This window comes from Streptomyces plumbidurans (assembly GCF_019857225.1).
Lineage (GTDB): Bacteria > Actinomycetota > Actinomycetes > Streptomycetales > Streptomycetaceae > Streptomyces > Streptomyces plumbidurans.
Window position 1 is genome coordinate 42834 of record NZ_JAFJSY010000058.1, and the last position, 14280, is coordinate 57113.

Consider the following 14280-nt stretch of genomic DNA (forward strand, 5'->3'; position numbering starts at 1 on the left):
ACAGAACCTTTGAGCTCGTGATGTCGGGGTCTTCGCTGGCTGAGGTGCGTCAGATGTAGGCCCTGATTTGCCTCACTGGATGTCCGAGGGCGTCTGCGACAGCCGTCATTTCCTCGTCGCTGAACCAGGCACGCTCTGGGTTCCAGATGGCGATCTCGAAGCGGGCGAAGCCGCAGGGCCAGTCGTACTCCAGCGCGTCCAGTGAGGTCGCGGCACCGCAGCAGGGGACCACCACGGCAAGGGTTGCGAAGCCGTCGTCGCAGTGGGCTTCGAGCTGGTCAGCCCACCAGTGGGTGTCGATTGACGCGTCGCATTGGGGACAACCGATCTTCTGCAGATTCTGACCGCAGTCGACGACGGTCAGGGCGTCGTGCCAGGTGACGTCAATCTCGACGTCGATGCCGTCGGGGAGCCCGGGGGCCAGCTCCTCCACGATCGACGCAGCACGCTCAGCCGCGGCCTGCTCAGGCTGCCAGTGCGGGTCGGTCGGAATGACAGAGAGGACATCGTCACTCACGGGCTCACTCGATTCGTCAGGCGGAACCTCATTCAAGCGACGCGATATTACTGAACGTGCATGCGAGTAGCAGGTTCCCGAGCTGGCTACTCGTCGAGGGCCAGGCGGGTGCTGGTGAGGCAGCCGTCGCATAGCGGGAGTTGGTACTGCAGCATCTACCTGGTGACGGCATCGACGGTCAGTCGGCCGATGTCTAGGCATGCCCGCTGAGAGAGTATGACCGTGGACGTCGTGGTGGAGCACACCACCGACGAGCGCTGGAAGCAGGAATCCCTCGACGCCCTACTGAGTGGCCGTTGAGGTGAGCCGGTCGACCTGGCTCAGCACCGGCTGGCCGAGATCGTCTTTGCCACTGGTCGAGCACTGCGAGACTATGTCCTGCCCGCTCATAAGGTGATCGTCAATCTGCTTTCGGGCGCGGTGCGCATCAATCTGCACCTCTGGTGCGCCAGTGGCTTTGCGATGGTGTCGGCCTTTTTCCCTCCCTGGTTCCCAGCCGCGCTCGGTCGCAGCTTTGGCCCGTAGCGTGGAGCGCTGGGTTTCAGGCAGCTGCTGCGCCGCCAAGCCGCGACTGCCCTGGCCCGCCGGCCAGATCCTGGACCACGTTGAGGTGCACGGCTGGTACCTCGAACAGCAAGACGAACGAGGGCCTCGACGGTTTCGTCGGCTTGGGCTGGCACTACTGGAACTGGAGCGCGGACCGTTGTCTCGACGACGGTCCGCGCATGGGTTGAGGTCCTGCCAGCCACGCTACGGCAGCCCTGGCGCGCTCTTCGCATCACGCCTGGCTCCCGGCCGCGAAGCTGGTGGCCGTGGTCGGCTGACTGTGCCCCGGACGGCTCTGCGGTCGCGTCGCACGACGAACCGACCGGCGGACAAGGCCACTGCGACCAGCCCGGGGAGCGGACCGTACCGTCGCGACGAGCACTCATCCTGACCGCACGGACATGGCCTTGTGCGAGATCGTCGCCCGCATCATGTGCGGCCTGAGCCTGGCCTGGCGGGGTCCCAGGACTGTGCAGGGTGTTCGTGGGAGTGGGGTTATGGCTGGTGGTGCGTGTGGTGGGCCAGGCGGGTGCGTAGGCGGCTCAGGCGGTCGATCTCGGTGTCGAGTGCGGCGAGCCTGCGGTTGACGACCTGGGCGCCCGGGGAGCCGGGGTTGGTGCGCCTGCAGGGGCGTTGTGGGTTTTCGACGAGTAGGTGCAGGCGGTCGGCGATGCTGTGCAGGTCCTCGACGGTGAGTCCCAGGGCGAGTAGGTGTCGTATGACGCGGATTCTGGCGACGTCGTCGGGGCTGTACTGGCGCTGTCCGGTGGGGGTGCGCCGCGGTGGTGGCAGCAGGCCGCGTTGTTCGTAGAACCGCAGGGCCCGTGGTGTGGTTCCTGCTGCTGCCGCCGCATCCCCGATCCGCATGTCCGACCTCACGCCTGCGCTGTGGCCGTCACGATGGGGCGTGGCGGCACGTCACGTCGGCGGCAACTCTACGACCACGGTTCCGAAGTGCCGCCCTTGGAACAGTTCTTGCAACGCGCGTGGTGCGTGGTCCATGCCCGGGATGCGGACGTGGGGGAAGGTGATTTTGCCTGAGCGCAGCCAGTGTCCGAAGTGTGCATTCCATTCCTTGGGCACGTCGGGGTGGTCGGGGCCGCTGTACCCCAGCAGGGACACGCCTTTGTTGATGAGCCGGAAGCTGTCGATGTCGGCGGGTGAGCTGCCGCCGTCCCGGTGGGGCGAAAGTTGTCCGGACAGGGCGCCGATCAGTGCGAAGCGGGCGCCTTGGCGGGCTGCGCGCACGGCGGCGGCCAGTTGCTGACCGCCGACGGTGTCGAGCAGTACGTCGATGCCGTCCGGTGCCGCCTTGGCGAGTTCCTCGTCGATCAGCCGGGACCCGGTGACGATGACCGTGTCGTAGCCGAGTTCTGCTGTGAGCCGTTCGGCTTTGTCCGGGGAGCGCGTGGTTCCGATGACTTTCGTGGCGCCCAGCAGGCGCGCGAGGGGGCCTGCCAGTGTTCCGACGGCTCCTGCCGCGCCGGTGACGAGCACGGTGTCGCCAGGGCGGAGGTCGGCGAGCCGGGTCAGTGCTCCGTAGGCGGCCGATCCGGAGGAGAGGTGGGCCACGGGGTCGGGCAGAGCGTCGTCGAGCAGGGTGCACTGGTCTGCCGTCACCAGTGCGTGCTCACGCCAGCCGAGCAGGTGGGTGACCTGGTCGCCGGGGCGCAGTGCGCAGTCTGGCCCGGTGGCGGTGACCTCGCCGACCGCGGGGCCGAACAGTGTGTCCCCGGTGTGGATGCGCGGCAGTGGCACGCCGTCGGCCTGGCTGCCGATCAGGGTGCGAAGGCCGGGGAACACCAGGAAGTACCGGTTTTTGACGATGACTTGTCCCGGGCCGGGGGTGGGGAGCGGTGTGCGGGCGATGGTGAAGTGCTCGGGCGTCGGCAGGCCGGCGGGCGGTTCGGTCAGCACGATCTCGCGGGTCGTGGTGGGCAGGGCTTCGGTCATGGGGTGCTCCGGAGCGGATGGGGTGGGCGCGGGCTGCGGCAGCCCGGAGTGATCCGGCTGCCGGCGCGCCGACGCTAACCCTTGACGTGCGGGTCAGGGGCAAGGGAACACGGCCGCCCGCGTCCTGGGGCGGATGGGGGTGCGCGGTGCCTGGAGGCCACGGCAGGGCCCCTTTCCGCAGCACCTGCACAGCTCCCTCGATGATCCGGCTGCGTGTCGCCCTGCCGTTCGCGGTCTGCTCGCCCCGCACACTCACCCTCCAGGAATGGACTTGCTGGTCCGGACTGCAGCCTGTCGGCCGGGGTACGGACGAGGAGGACCGCGCCCTGTCCGGTACGTCGTTTCGGGGATGATTCGATCGCCGCACCTCGCCCGCTGATGCGGTGTCGCACGGCAGAGGGGGGTACGAGAACGCACGCCTCAGGCTCACGCACCAACACCGCATGCAGTCCTGTGCATTGAAACAGCGCCGGCGCAGGATCGGCCGCAGTGGCAACGCCACCGGCTTTTTCACGCAAGTCCCAACAGAGCAAGGGCGCATGCGTGAGGAAGGGAACGACCGCCACCCCTCAGCTGGTGCGGCCGACGCCTGGACAGCCAGGACCTTCGCCTCCGTTCCCGCCAGGGCGCAGGGTGCCGGCGCGCGCGAAGATATCGCGGGCCGCGAGCGCAGCATCATCACCGACCTGCCCAGCTTGTCTCTGGCGGCAGTGGCCACTCCTGCGGCTGGCCGGCGTCCTGGATTCCACCGCCGGCCGCATCCTCTTTGCGCATGCCGGCGCCCCTGCAGGGTCTGACGAAACCGCAGCCGTCAAAGACGGGCGGTCGAGCGCACGACGTCCTGGCTGACGGTTGCCGCAGGCTCGGCGCCCGCTGCGAGCGCCTTCCCCGCAGCTACCTGGCCCTGCTCGGGCTCGCTGCAGCCCTGTGCTGCTGCGAGCGCTTCGTCCGCCTCACCGCGTAGGACATGGTCTCAGGCCCGGATGCCGCGCAGGACGATGCCGAGGTGGGTCCAGGTGTCGCCCGGCGTGTGCGGGGATTCGGGGAGAGCCGCGATCAGCGTGAGGACATCGGTCGCGTTGAGGTCGTCGCGCACGACTCCTTCGGCGCGGGCGCGGGCGAAGAGATCTGCGAAGCCGACTTTCATGGGTGCGCAGGCGGCTGCCATGGGGGAGGAGTCCTCGACCAGGCCGTTGCCCACCTGGGCGCTCATGCCGCGGTAGCGCGAGGCGCTGCGGGCGTACATGTGCAGCCAGCGGGTCAGGGCCGTCCATGCATCCGGCTCGTCGATGAGGGCGCGCGCCTGCTCTTCCAGCTGGTCCACCTGCTCCTTCATGATCGCGACGAAGAGGTGCTCACGGGTGGGGAAGTGCCGGTAGAGCGTGCCGCGCCCCACCCCGGCCTGCTTCGCCACATCGTCCATCGGTGCGTCCGTCCCGGCCCGGGCGAAGACGGCCTTGGCGGCTTCCAGCAGCGTTTCGCGGTTGCGTCGTCCGTCCGCCCGCATGCGTCGTCCGGTAGTGGCTGCGTCCTTCGTCATGTGACCACGCGTCATGTGACCACGCTAACACAAGCGGACACAGCGTCCGCTTGTTAAACGGACGCTTCGTCCGTATCGTCGACCCGTAAGCGGACGCACTGTCCGGATTGGGGTAGGTGGCATGAACAACAAGATCTGGCACATCGGCCTGGCCGTCCCCGACCTCGAAAAGGGCATGGCCGAAGTGGCCGCGCTCTTCGACCTGACCTGGCGGCCAGTCGTGACCCGATCCATGACGATCAAAGATGCGCAGGACCGGCCGTACGACGTGGACTGCCATGTCACCTTCTCGCTCGGCGGCCCGTTCGCCGTCGAGGTCTGGCAGGCGATCCCCGGCACGCCGCTCGCCACGCCTGAGGCGGGCTGGCTGCACCACATCGGGTACTGGACCGCGGACCACGCGGCGGAAAAGGAGCGGCTCGGCGCCCTGGGCCATCCGCCGTTCCTGTCATCTGATCCCACCCTGCTGATCGCCCGCGGTCCCGGCAACCTCCTGGTCGAACCCTGCGACCTGCAACGCGACCAGCCCTACCTGCGCGACCTGTACCCGCCGGACAGCCCGTTCGCCGGGGAACCCGTCCTGCCGGGCCAACCGGCCTGACCTCGCCGACTGACCGGCTCAAGGAGACCACCGTGAACATCGCCATCATCGGTGCCGGCAACGTCGGCGGCACCCTGGCCCGCCGGTTCGCCGCACTCGGACACCAGGTGCGGGTCGCCAATTCGCACGGCCCGCAATCCCTGACGGACCTTCAGGCCGAGACCGGCGTCCGACCGGTATCGCTCGACGAGATCGCCGCGGGCGCCGACGCCCTGTTCGTGGCGATCCCGCTGGGCGGCATCCCGCACCTGCCCGAGGGGCTGCTGGCAGATCTGCCGCACGACTCCGCCGTCGTCGACACCGGCAACTACGTGCCCCACCTGCGCGACCCCCGGATCGACGTACTGGAGGACGGCGGTGTCGAAAGCCGCTGGACCGAGTCCCACCTGCAACGCCCCCTGGTCAAAGCGTTCAACACCATCATCGCCGGCCATCTGCGCACGCTCGGAAGGCCCGCAGGCGCCCCCGACCGCATCGCGCTTCCCGTTGCCGGGGACGACCCGCAGACCAAGGCCGTCGTCATCGACCTGGCGGACCAACTCGGCTTCGACGGTATCGACGCCGGCGGTCTGGACGACTCCTGGCGTCAGCAGCCCGGCACGCCGGTCTACACCACCGACCTGGACGCCGAGCACGCACGGAAAGCTCTTGCGCGCGCCGAGCCTCAGGACACCACTGCCTGGCGTCAACGCCTTCAGGTACCTCGCGCCTGATCAGAACCGGGCCCGTCCGCATCAGCAGCGAGGCCAGACCGGCCCCACCGAAGACACCAGGCACACACCCCGCCTTGATCCGCATGCAAGGAACCACGTGATACCCACAAGAACGCGGCCTCTCGTGGCGGTCGTCACCGGAGCCAGCCGGGGCGCCGGCCGCGGCATCGCCCAGGCCCTGGCCCAGCAAGGCGCCACCGTCTACGTCACCGGCCGCAGCCAGAAGTCCTCCGACTCCCCGTACGGAGGCACGATCTTTGAAACCGCGGCACTCGTCGACCGAGTCGGCGGCACAGGCATCCCGGTGGCCGTCGACCACGGCGACGACACCGCGGTCAAGGTCCTGTTTGACACCGTCCGCACCGCTCACGGACGGCTGGACATCCTCGTCAACAACGCCGCCAAGCTCGTCGGGACCACCACGCCCGGAGGATTCTGGGAAAAACCCCTCGAAACAGCCGACCTGCTGACCGTCGGCCTGCGCTCCCACTACGTCGCCAGCTACTACGCAGCCCCACTCCTGATCGAAAACGGCCGCGGGCTGATCGTCAACACCGGCCACTACGGCGCCGTCTCCTACCACCACGGTGCCGCGTACGGCGCGCAGAAGGCCGGCGCGGACAAGATGGCGGCCGACATGGCCAAGGAACTGCGGCCGCACAGCGTCGCCGCCGTCTCCATCTGGATGGGCGGACTCGACACCGAGCGGGCCCGCGCCCATCTGGGCTCCCTCCCACAAGAAGCGCTTCCGACGATGACCAGGGAATCCCCACAGTTCACCGGCCGGGTCATCGCAGCCCTCTACGACAGCGACGACCTCATGGCTCTCTCCGGCCGGGCCCTGATCGGCGCGGAACTGGGCGCCTATCTCGCCGTCAGCGACATCGACGGCACCACCCCACGCACCATGCGCTATCGGCTCGGCGGACCACCGGAACCCCACCCCAGCCTCACATGACCCGGACCAGCCGCGAGAACCTCCGGTCCCGCGACAGGAGACCCCCGGCGCGGACACGCCAAAGACGCGAAGCGCACAGCCCCGGCTGCGCCGCGCACGGCCGCCCCCTGGCCGAGGACGATCCGCCCGGCGCGCCCTACGCCGGCCGCCCGGAGGAGGCGGCGCACGCTGACCGGCATGTCAGGGTTGCCTGCAATTCCGGGGCCGGGACGTCCTCTCCTGCTCGATGGCGATGCGCCTCGCAGGCACAGTTAGTGACCGCTTCCTGCACGCCTCCTGCAGGCTTGTGACCTGGAGTCCCGTCTCTGAGTCAGATTCTCTCGGCATGCAGTGGTGTGCCGTCTGGCCAGTGAAAGCTACGGATCGTGCTTCTTTGGCTTGGGGTAGGTGGTGCAGTGGTCTGTAGCCCCGTGATGAAGCTGGAAGGTCATGAATACCCCGGGGATCCTTATCGATTTCGTGCTACTTGCGCAGGTGAGGGCGTTGTGGAGGTGCGGCGACAAAGTTCGTTGGGGGCGGATGCCGCGACGCCCGCACCACCTGATCCACCGGCTGCACGGCCCACAGTGCACGCCCGTTGAGTCGGTGCCCATCTCTGGGTACCGACGTCGGTGCCGTGCTGGCACGTCCAGATGGTGTCGCCGGTCATCGGTAGCGTGGGCGCCGTGGTGGTGGGAGGCGAAGAAACCCGGTGGTCGTGCTGCGCGGCGGTGGTCTCGGGTTGTTGTGTCTCCTTGGTTCTTGAAGGTTCTGCGGGGTTCGGACGGCCTCGAAGCGTGATCTTCAGAAGGCGAAGATTTTATTGAAGACCGGACGCCCGTCGCGGCCCGGTCTCGGCGAACCGGCGGCAGCGGCGCGAGGCCTTGAAGGAACCTGAAGATCCATGGGGCCTGGGGTGGGCATGCGGGTGCGGCCCGTCGACACCGTCGCGATCACGGTGTTCTCACGTAATTCTTGCCGGGGTGCGGTGACGATGTCTTGCCCGGAGCAGGACGATCCATGGCTCCGCTCGAGTGCTGCGAGTCAGGGCTGGTCGTCCACGAGAGCGATTGCGCGCGTCTCGGGGACTCCCAGCATCAGCAGGCTCGTGATCGTCGCTGCATGGGCGCCGAGGGTCCCGTTCGGCAGGTTGCTGTCCGCGATGCTGAATACGGCGCCGTAGGCAACCTGGCTCAGGACGTCTGCCGGCAGGTGCTGTGCGAACACGTCGCTGTCCTGGCCACGTTTCACGAGGTTGGCCAGCAGTTCATCGACTGGCCCGAGCAGGCCGTGGATCACCCCGCTGTACTCGCCACGGCGCAGCGCCAGCAGCACTCGGTACCGGTGCGCCACTGGCCAGAGGCGGGCAACGAATTCGGCCCACGCCGCGTCCGCTTCCGAATCGGAGGCGGTGACGTCGGTGAGGACCGCTGTCATCTCGGTGACGGCCTGTTCGGTGAGCGACCGGATCAGGTCGAGGCGCGAAGGGAAGTGGCCGTAGACGGTGCGCCGGACGACGCCGGCAGCGGATGCGATATCCCCCATGCCGACGTCGGGGTTCTTTCCCAAAAGGTGGAGGGCGACGTCGAGGATGCGATCGCGCGTCTCGTTCATCGAGCGCACTCGGGCTGACTCGGTGGGCACAACGCCATTGTTGCACACCGGTGTGCAGTGGCGTAGGTTGCACAGTGGTGTGCAACGAAGAGTTGTGCGCCCCGCGAGATCCGGGAGAAGAACGCCATGACCGCACCGATGCCGCCCGCCTCCCCCCTCATCCGCCCGTTGACCGTCTCGATCCCGGATTCGGAGATCAACGACGTGAAGCAGCGACTGGCCAGGACCCGATGGCCGGATCCGGAAACGGTGGGCGACTGGTCGCAAGGGGTCCGCGTGCAGAACGCCAGCTCTCTGATCGACTACTGGGAGCGCGACTACGACTTTCAGCGCTTCGAGGCGGAGCTCAATCGCTTCCCCCAGTTCCTGACCGAGATCGACGGACTGGACATCCACTTCATCCACGTCAGGTCCAAGAATCCCCACGCGATGCCGCTGGTCCTCACGCACGGATGGCCGGGCTCGATCCTCGAGTTCCTCAAGCTGATCGGCCCGCTGACCGATCCAGTCTCCTTCGGAGGAGACGCGGCCGATTCATTCGACGTCGTCGTCCCCTCGCTGCCCGGGTTCGGGTTCTCCCAGAAACCCACGAAGACCGGGTGGACCGTGTCGCGCATCGCGAGCGCATGGGTGGAGCTGATGAAGCGTCTCGGCTACACGAGGTGGGCCGCCCAGGGCGGCGACTGGGGTGCCGTCGTCACCACCGCCCTCGGGGTCATGCAACCCGACGGGCTGCTCGGAATACATCTGAACACCCAGTACGCCTTTCCCCCACGGACACCCGACGCCTTGTCGCCCGAAGAGCGCCACGCCGTGGACACCCTCGCGCTCTACGCCGGCGATCTCGGCGGGTCCAACCACCTTCAGGGCACCAAGCCGGAGACGATCGGATTCGCCCTGGCGGACTCTCCTGCGGGTCAGGCAGCCTGGATCTACGAGAAGTTCCAGTCCAAGACCGACAACCATGGGCTCGCCGAGGACGCCCTCAGCATGGACGACATGCTCGACGCGATATCTCTCTACTGGTTCACCAACAGCGCAGCGTCGTCCGCCCGCATCTACTGGGAGAACAAGTCGCTCACCTTCGCCGGCCCGAAGGTGACGCTTCCGGTCGCGGTGACCGTCTTCCCCAAAGACATCCCACGCCTGCCGCGAAGCTGGATCGAAGACACCTACAGCAACCTGATCCACTACGGCGAGGCCGACAAGGGCGGGCACTTCGCGGCCCTGGAACAGCCCGAGCTCCTGGTCAGCGAAATCCGCACCGGCCTGCGCACCCTTCGTTCCTGACGCCAACACGCGAGCTCACGAGCGCGCATCTACGGCGACATGCTCGCCCGGCTGCGCGCCGACCACCGCGGTCCGACCCACGGCTACTACCTGGACGTACCGTTCGACGAAACTCTTACCCGGCACGCCACCGGCCTGGCACACCGACCCGCTGGATTGCTGGCCGGAGCACTGCTGCGACAGCTGGCGCCAGGTGTAGCAGGCCACCGGAACGAGGCGCCGTCTCATCCGCGCCGTTCCCGCACCATCCCCCGAACGATCATGATCCGGTGAGCGGACCATGCTCCGTGGCAGGCCTCGCACACGCACTTGCGTTAATCACCCAGCCGATCGCTCCGGGCGCGCGCACGGCCCGGCACGCCGCAGAACTCACAGGTGCGCTCCGACTCCGCCTCAGCCGCAGCGATCACGCCCCGCAGCGCGGAGTGCTCGCATCCCTCAGCCTCGACCTGGGCTTGGTGTTGGCGTCGTCGTCGCCAGTGTGAGCAGTGCAGGATGTGGTCGGCCGGGGCGGGATGGCGGTGGGTGAGGCGGGCGATCAGGCGTCGGATCTCGGCGAGGCTGAGGGCGATGAGCTGGGAGGATCCGTTTCTGCTTCTCTTCATCCAGCTCCCCTGCCCGCAGGACGGTCTGGCAGGCGTGGGCGGCCATCGCGAGGGTCATGTGGCGGTGCCAGCCGGGGTAGCGGCGGACCCGGTAGTCGTCCAGGCCGCACTCCTGCTTCGCGCTCTGGAAGCACTCCTCGACCGCCGGCGATCCGGATGAGCTCGTCGAGTGTGGTGTCGGCGGGGCAGTAGGCGATGTAGTAGGAGATCTCCTCGGGCCGGCTGACGCTGCGACGGGCGAGGACCCAGTGCCGGCCACGAACTCATCGAACTGAGCCTGCCCGTCGTCCGCGACATTCAGGGGCAGTGGACGGCCCACCTGGGGGCCGAGCGCACCCGTCAGCTGGGACAGGCCCTCGAAACGCTCCGGGAGATCACCGATCCACACCGCTGACCCCCATATAACTGGGCTACTCGCCGAGGCCGGAATCAGCCGCAACGGAGAAGATTTTCACCGAGGTACCGAGCACGCTGAACTGGAGGCCGCCGTCAGTCTCGCCGGAAAGATCCGCTGCGGTGTCTGTGTGGGACCCATTTTGAACTTGACCCATGTGCCAGGGGGTTGGCCACGCGGCTGGGAGACGTCCAGGCTGAGCGGGGTAGCCGCTAAGCGGCTCGTGAGACCGCGGTGGGTGGGGAGCTGGAGCCGCTGCGCGCGAAGATGACCAAGTTCGCCGACCGTGGCAGTCTCCACAAACGGCCTTGATGTGGCAGTGGTGAGCTGGCTGTTCGGGGCGGCGTTCAGCGGCCGCGCAGGATCATGCGGCGGACCTCGGTCGGGTCTCCCGTGCGTCTCAGTCTGCGCAGGGCTCCCGCCTCTGTCGTCCGGCCGAGGGCTTCGAGTATGTGCGCGTGCAGGTCCAATGCCGTCTGCAAGTAGGGGGCGTACGCGGCAATGTTCGACCTGCTCTCTTCGGCCAGGATGAGGTAGAGCTCCTCTGCCTCGGCGACCGCTGACAGGGCGGTGCGGAGGTCGTGCCCGGCGTCGAGGCTGATCTTGGCGGAATGGGCGAGGGCTCGTGCGAGGCGCTCCTGGTGAGCGTCGGGGTCGACCTCGGCCAGACGGCGGACACGGCGCACCGCGTCGGCGGCGGCCACTGCTTCCTGGTGACGCCCCACTTCAGCCAGGGCGTTCCCCAACGTGCGCCGTCGGCGTCTGCCTCACCGCCCCGGAGCGTGAAGCCCTACGACAAGGCCTCAGCTCCGACAGCGAAGACCACCGCAAGCTCTACGCGGCCCTGATCCGAGCCAAGCGAATGACCAGCGTCGTCGACGGACACGCACCGTGACGGTTTCCTCTGCAGGTGGCGACCGACGGCCTTGCCGCGGCCGCGCATCACTGGTGTACGTGCTTTCGCTGCCAGGCACGCTTTTTCGTTGTCTCAGCTGTGCCGCCACAGGGCGGGGAGAGTGCAGACCCCGAGGGGAGGCCTCCAACGTCGTCGGTTCTATGCGGGGTGGATGTTGATGGTGGTGAGGAGGTGTTGCTGTTGGGGGTGGAGGGTGGTCCAGCGAGCGTGTTGTGTGCGGATCCATTGTTGGAGTGCGGGGGAGTGGTCCTGGCCGGTGTGGTGGTGCGCGGTGGAAGTCGTAATGCTGGGTGGGGCGGCGGTACAGGTCGGCGCGCGTCATCCAGTCATGGAAGAACGGGTCCCAGTGGGGCGGGTAGGGCAGGCCGCTGCTGGGAGACGTTGCGCTCTCGCCGTCCAGGCGCCGATGCAGGGCGGCGAGAGTACCGTTCATCTTCGCCTCCACGCGACGGTGGTTGTGGCTCCTGCGGGCTGCCGTACGCGACCGTGTGGAGTTGGCGTCCGCCGAAGTCTCCACGGCCGGGGACGGCGGGGAGGAAGGGGCGCCACCATGTGCCGGTCGCGCTGATCACTGCGCGGACGGGCCAGGTACCCGAGCCGGTCTCCACGCGCAGGGATGGATCGTCTCGGTGGACGCGGAGGACGCGGACTGGTCGTTCGACGGGGAGCCCGTATCGCTTCTCGTAGTCGGCGAGATACTCCACCGCATGCTGGGCGTCGGGGTACTCCTTGCCGGCTTGGGCTGGCATGAGGCGGCCGGGGAGTGAGGAACAGGCGGCCGGAGGGAACAGATGAAGGGAGTCCCAGGTGTGCTGCCATCTCCGCCCGCTGTGCTCTGGGCGTCGAGGATGGCGAAGTCGAGGCCCTGGCGGCGCAGGTGGTGTCCGGCGGCGAGTCCGGACTGACCGCCGACGACCACAACGACCTGGGGCGTCCGGGTCACTGGGCGGCCTCCCGACCGGGACGGAAGACGAGTGCGACCAGTGCCAGTCCGACCACGGTGCCGATCAGCTGCATGCCGATGAAGCCGACCAGCGACCCGGGCGCGATGCCCGCGAAGGTGTCGGTGAACGTGCGGCCGATGGTCACCGCCGGGTTGGCGAAGGACGTCGATGAGGTGAACCAGTAGGCGGCGCCGATGTAGGAGGTAACGGCCACGGGGGCGAATCGCAGCTGGTCGGTGCGGGCCAGGCCGAAGATCAGCAGAATCAGCCCGGCCGTGGCGACCACCTCGCCGAGCAGCAGGTGTCCGGCGGACCGGTCGTGCGTGGACCACTCCACCAGCGGCTTGCCGAACATGGCGTCCGCCAGGATCGCGCCCGCGATCGCGCCCACGATCTGTGCGGGTACGTAGACGGCCGCCTCGCGGATCGTCACACCCGCGCCGCCGTGCCGGCCTGTCCACCACTCGGCCAGCGTGACCACAGGGTTGAAGTGCGCGCCGGAGACGGGGCTGAGCAGCAGGATCAGCACGCCGAGGCCGAAGACGGTGGCCAGAGAATTGGCGAGCAACTGTACCCCGACGTCCTTGGTCAGTTCGGTGGCCTGGATGCCGGAGCCGATGATGACGGTGACGAGGGCCGTGGTGCCGATGAGTTCGGCGGCGGCTCGGGCGGCCAGCGGCCTGCGAGGCGGGGTGGCGCCTGGAGCGGGCTGCGGTTCGGCTGCTGGTATCGGCTCGGTCGCTGGTGTCGGTGACTCGGTGGCGGCCTCGGGCGTGGCGGTCAACAAAGACTCCTTGGTGCGGCACCGGGGTGGCGAGGGATCAGGGACAGGACCGCTTGTTGTCGGCGGCGGCGCGGGCGGACTCGGCCAGATCGGCGAACTGGCCGGCGAGCGATGCGATGACGTCCGCGCGCAGCTTGTAGTAGGTGAAGCGGCCGCACGGCTCCGTCTCCACGACGCCGGCCTCGCGCAGCACCTTCAGGTGGTTGGAGAGGTTGGTCTGCTTGGCGCCGGTCTCCTCCACGAGGTGGGTGGTGCACAGGGTCTCTTTGGCGAGCAGGGTGACGATCTGGAGCCTGAGCGGGTCGGCCAGAACCCGGATCAGATCAGTGTCGACTGACGTCAGCATGCACTGATACTCTCACATCAGTGGTGACTGACATCACTGGGTGCTGACGTGTGCGCGCCCTTTGTTCCGCCGTGCAGGCGGGAGATCAAGAGAGACCTCTGATGTCCGGCAAGCCCTCCGTGCTCTTCGTCTGTGTCCACAACGCCGGCCGTTCGCAGATGGCCGCGGCCTGGCTGAGTCGTCTGTCCGGGGGCCACGTCGAGGTTCGATCGGCCGGCTCCGACCCGGGCGACCAGGTCAACCCCGCTGCCGTCGCGGTCATGGCGGAGGTGGGCATCGACATCTCCGCCGAGACTCCGAAGATCCTGACCGTGGACGCGGTCAAGGAATCGGACGTCTGCATCACCATGGGCTGCGGCGACACCTGCCCGGTCTTCCCCGGCAAGCGGTACCTGGACTGGCAGCTGGACGATCCGGCCGGCCAAGGTGTGGAGTCCGTCCGTCCTATCCGCGACGAGATCGAACGACGTGTCCGTGGACTCCTCGACGAACTCGGCGTACCTGCGCAGCAGTGACGTGGCGCGTACCTCAGAAGGTTTCCACGGGGTAAAGGGCAGCGGCCCATCGTGCCGTGTGCCGG

13 protein-coding genes and 4 pseudogenes are annotated in these 14280 nt (G+C 68.0%); 7 read left to right on the top strand and 10 right to left on the bottom strand.

Annotated elements, in window-relative coordinates; all coding sequences use genetic code 11:
• Window positions 1–49 precede the first annotated feature (49 nt).
• The 3 genes from JYK17_RS29560 to JYK17_RS29570 all read right to left on the bottom strand — a co-directional run bounded on the left by JYK17_RS29560 (window position 50) and on the right by JYK17_RS29570 (window position 3016).
• The gene (locus JYK17_RS29560) at window positions 50–517 is read right to left on the bottom strand and encodes a hypothetical protein (protein WP_108015275.1); all 468 of its coding nucleotides are present in this window, start codon (window positions 515–517) and stop codon (window positions 50–52) included.
• 1041 nt (window positions 518–1558) lie between these two features.
• Window positions 1559–1930: a MerR family transcriptional regulator gene (locus JYK17_RS29565; RefSeq protein WP_108015276.1), complete on the bottom strand. Its 372-nt coding sequence runs from the start codon at window positions 1928–1930 to the stop codon at window positions 1559–1561.
• A gap of 51 nt (window positions 1931–1981) precedes the next feature.
• A complete protein-coding gene (locus JYK17_RS29570) occupies window positions 1982–3016 on the bottom strand; it encodes an MDR family NADP-dependent oxidoreductase (protein ID WP_108015277.1) in 1035 nt (344 codons plus the stop codon).
• Window positions 3017–3825: 809 nt separating this feature from the next.
• Between JYK17_RS29570 and JYK17_RS40775 the strand changes: the two are divergent.
• Window positions 3826–3980: pseudogene (locus tag JYK17_RS40775) on the top strand (IS5/IS1182 family transposase); the annotation flags it as partial.
• Between the two features lie 9 nt (window positions 3981–3989).
• On the opposite strand, the gene JYK17_RS29575 reads toward JYK17_RS40775, so the two are convergent.
• Window positions 3990–4571, bottom strand: coding sequence for a TetR/AcrR family transcriptional regulator (locus tag JYK17_RS29575; protein ID WP_108015278.1), 582 nt, complete (start codon window positions 4569–4571; stop codon window positions 3990–3992).
• A gap of 106 nt (window positions 4572–4677) precedes the next feature.
• Here JYK17_RS29575 and JYK17_RS29580 point away from each other — a divergent pair, with 106 nt between their 5' ends.
• The 3 genes from JYK17_RS29580 to JYK17_RS29590 all read left to right on the top strand — a co-directional run bounded on the left by JYK17_RS29580 (window position 4678) and on the right by JYK17_RS29590 (window position 6828).
• Window positions 4678–5157 (top strand): VOC family protein, encoded by a 480-nt coding sequence (locus JYK17_RS29580; protein WP_108015279.1) that lies wholly within the window; start codon window positions 4678–4680, stop codon window positions 5155–5157.
• Window positions 5154–5870, top strand: a complete 717-nt coding sequence (locus JYK17_RS29585) for an NADPH-dependent F420 reductase (protein ID WP_222811567.1) — start codon at window positions 5154–5156, stop codon at window positions 5868–5870. The genes JYK17_RS29580 and JYK17_RS29585 overlap by 4 nt, the downstream gene beginning before the upstream one ends.
• A 124-nt stretch (window positions 5871–5994) precedes the next feature.
• Window positions 5995–6828 (top strand): SDR family NAD(P)-dependent oxidoreductase, encoded by an 834-nt coding sequence (locus tag JYK17_RS29590; RefSeq protein WP_222811554.1) that lies wholly within the window; start codon window positions 5995–5997, stop codon window positions 6826–6828.
• Between the two features lie 1023 nt (window positions 6829–7851).
• Here the strand turns inward: JYK17_RS29590 and JYK17_RS29595 are convergent.
• Window positions 7852–8421 (bottom strand): TetR/AcrR family transcriptional regulator, encoded by a 570-nt coding sequence (locus JYK17_RS29595; RefSeq protein WP_234548391.1) that lies wholly within the window; start codon window positions 8419–8421, stop codon window positions 7852–7854.
• A 126-nt stretch (window positions 8422–8547) separates the two neighbouring features.
• On the opposite strand from JYK17_RS29595, the gene JYK17_RS29600 reads away from it, so the two are divergent.
• Together JYK17_RS29600 and JYK17_RS40780 are read left to right on the top strand one after the other, a co-directional pair.
• Complete coding sequence (locus tag JYK17_RS29600) at window positions 8548–9711, top strand: epoxide hydrolase family protein (RefSeq protein WP_108015283.1); 1164 nt, start codon at window positions 8548–8550, stop codon at window positions 9709–9711.
• Between the two features lie 30 nt (window positions 9712–9741).
• Window positions 9742–9843 (top strand): annotated as a pseudogene (locus JYK17_RS40780) (kinase); the annotation flags it as partial.
• A gap of 406 nt (window positions 9844–10249) precedes the next feature.
• Here JYK17_RS40780 and JYK17_RS29605 read toward each other — a convergent pair.
• From JYK17_RS29605 to JYK17_RS29625, 5 genes and pseudogenes are all read right to left on the bottom strand, one after another.
• Window positions 10250–10570, bottom strand: a pseudogene (locus JYK17_RS29605) (IS701 family transposase); the annotation flags it as partial.
• Between the two features lie 487 nt (window positions 10571–11057).
• Complete coding sequence (locus JYK17_RS29610) at window positions 11058–11435, bottom strand: hypothetical protein (RefSeq protein WP_222811556.1); 378 nt, start codon at window positions 11433–11435, stop codon at window positions 11058–11060.
• Window positions 11436–12087: 652 nt separating this feature from the next.
• Window positions 12088–12569 (bottom strand): annotated as a pseudogene (locus tag JYK17_RS29615) (NAD(P)-binding domain-containing protein); the annotation flags it as partial.
• Window positions 12566–13354 (bottom strand): aquaporin, encoded by a 789-nt coding sequence (locus tag JYK17_RS29620; RefSeq protein ID WP_108015285.1) that lies wholly within the window; start codon window positions 13352–13354, stop codon window positions 12566–12568. The pseudogene JYK17_RS29615 and the gene JYK17_RS29620, both read right to left, overlap by 4 nt.
• A gap of 37 nt (window positions 13355–13391) precedes the next feature.
• Complete coding sequence (locus JYK17_RS29625) at window positions 13392–13700, bottom strand: ArsR/SmtB family transcription factor (protein ID WP_108015286.1); 309 nt, start codon at window positions 13698–13700, stop codon at window positions 13392–13394.
• 101 nt (window positions 13701–13801) lie between these two features.
• Between JYK17_RS29625 and JYK17_RS29630 the strand changes: the two genes are divergently transcribed.
• Complete coding sequence (locus JYK17_RS29630; RefSeq protein ID WP_108015287.1) at window positions 13802–14215, top strand: arsenate reductase ArsC; 414 nt, start codon at window positions 13802–13804, stop codon at window positions 14213–14215.
• The last annotated feature ends 65 nt before the right edge of the window (window positions 14216–14280 follow it).

Coding starts and splice junctions, on each gene's coding strand:
- JYK17_RS29625 (WP_108015286.1), bottom strand. CDS start 13,700: ATGCTGACGTCAGTCGACACTGATCTGATCCGGGTTCTGGCCGACCCG.
- JYK17_RS29575 (WP_108015278.1), bottom strand. CDS start 4,571: ATGACGCGTGGTCACATGACGAAGGACGCAGCCACTACCGGACGACGC.
- JYK17_RS29580 (WP_108015279.1), top strand. CDS start 4,678: ATGAACAACAAGATCTGGCACATCGGCCTGGCCGTCCCCGACCTCGAA.
- JYK17_RS29570 (WP_108015277.1), bottom strand. CDS start 3,016: ATGACCGAAGCCCTGCCCACCACGACCCGCGAGATCGTGCTGACCGAA.
- JYK17_RS29630 (WP_108015287.1), top strand. CDS start 13,802: ATGTCCGGCAAGCCCTCCGTGCTCTTCGTCTGTGTCCACAACGCCGGC.
- JYK17_RS29595 (WP_234548391.1), bottom strand. CDS start 8,421: ATGAACGAGACGCGCGATCGCATCCTCGACGTCGCCCTCCACCTTTTG.
- JYK17_RS29565 (WP_108015276.1), bottom strand. CDS start 1,930: ATGCGGATCGGGGATGCGGCGGCAGCAGCAGGAACCACACCACGGGCC.
- JYK17_RS29600 (WP_108015283.1), top strand. CDS start 8,548: ATGACCGCACCGATGCCGCCCGCCTCCCCCCTCATCCGCCCGTTGACC.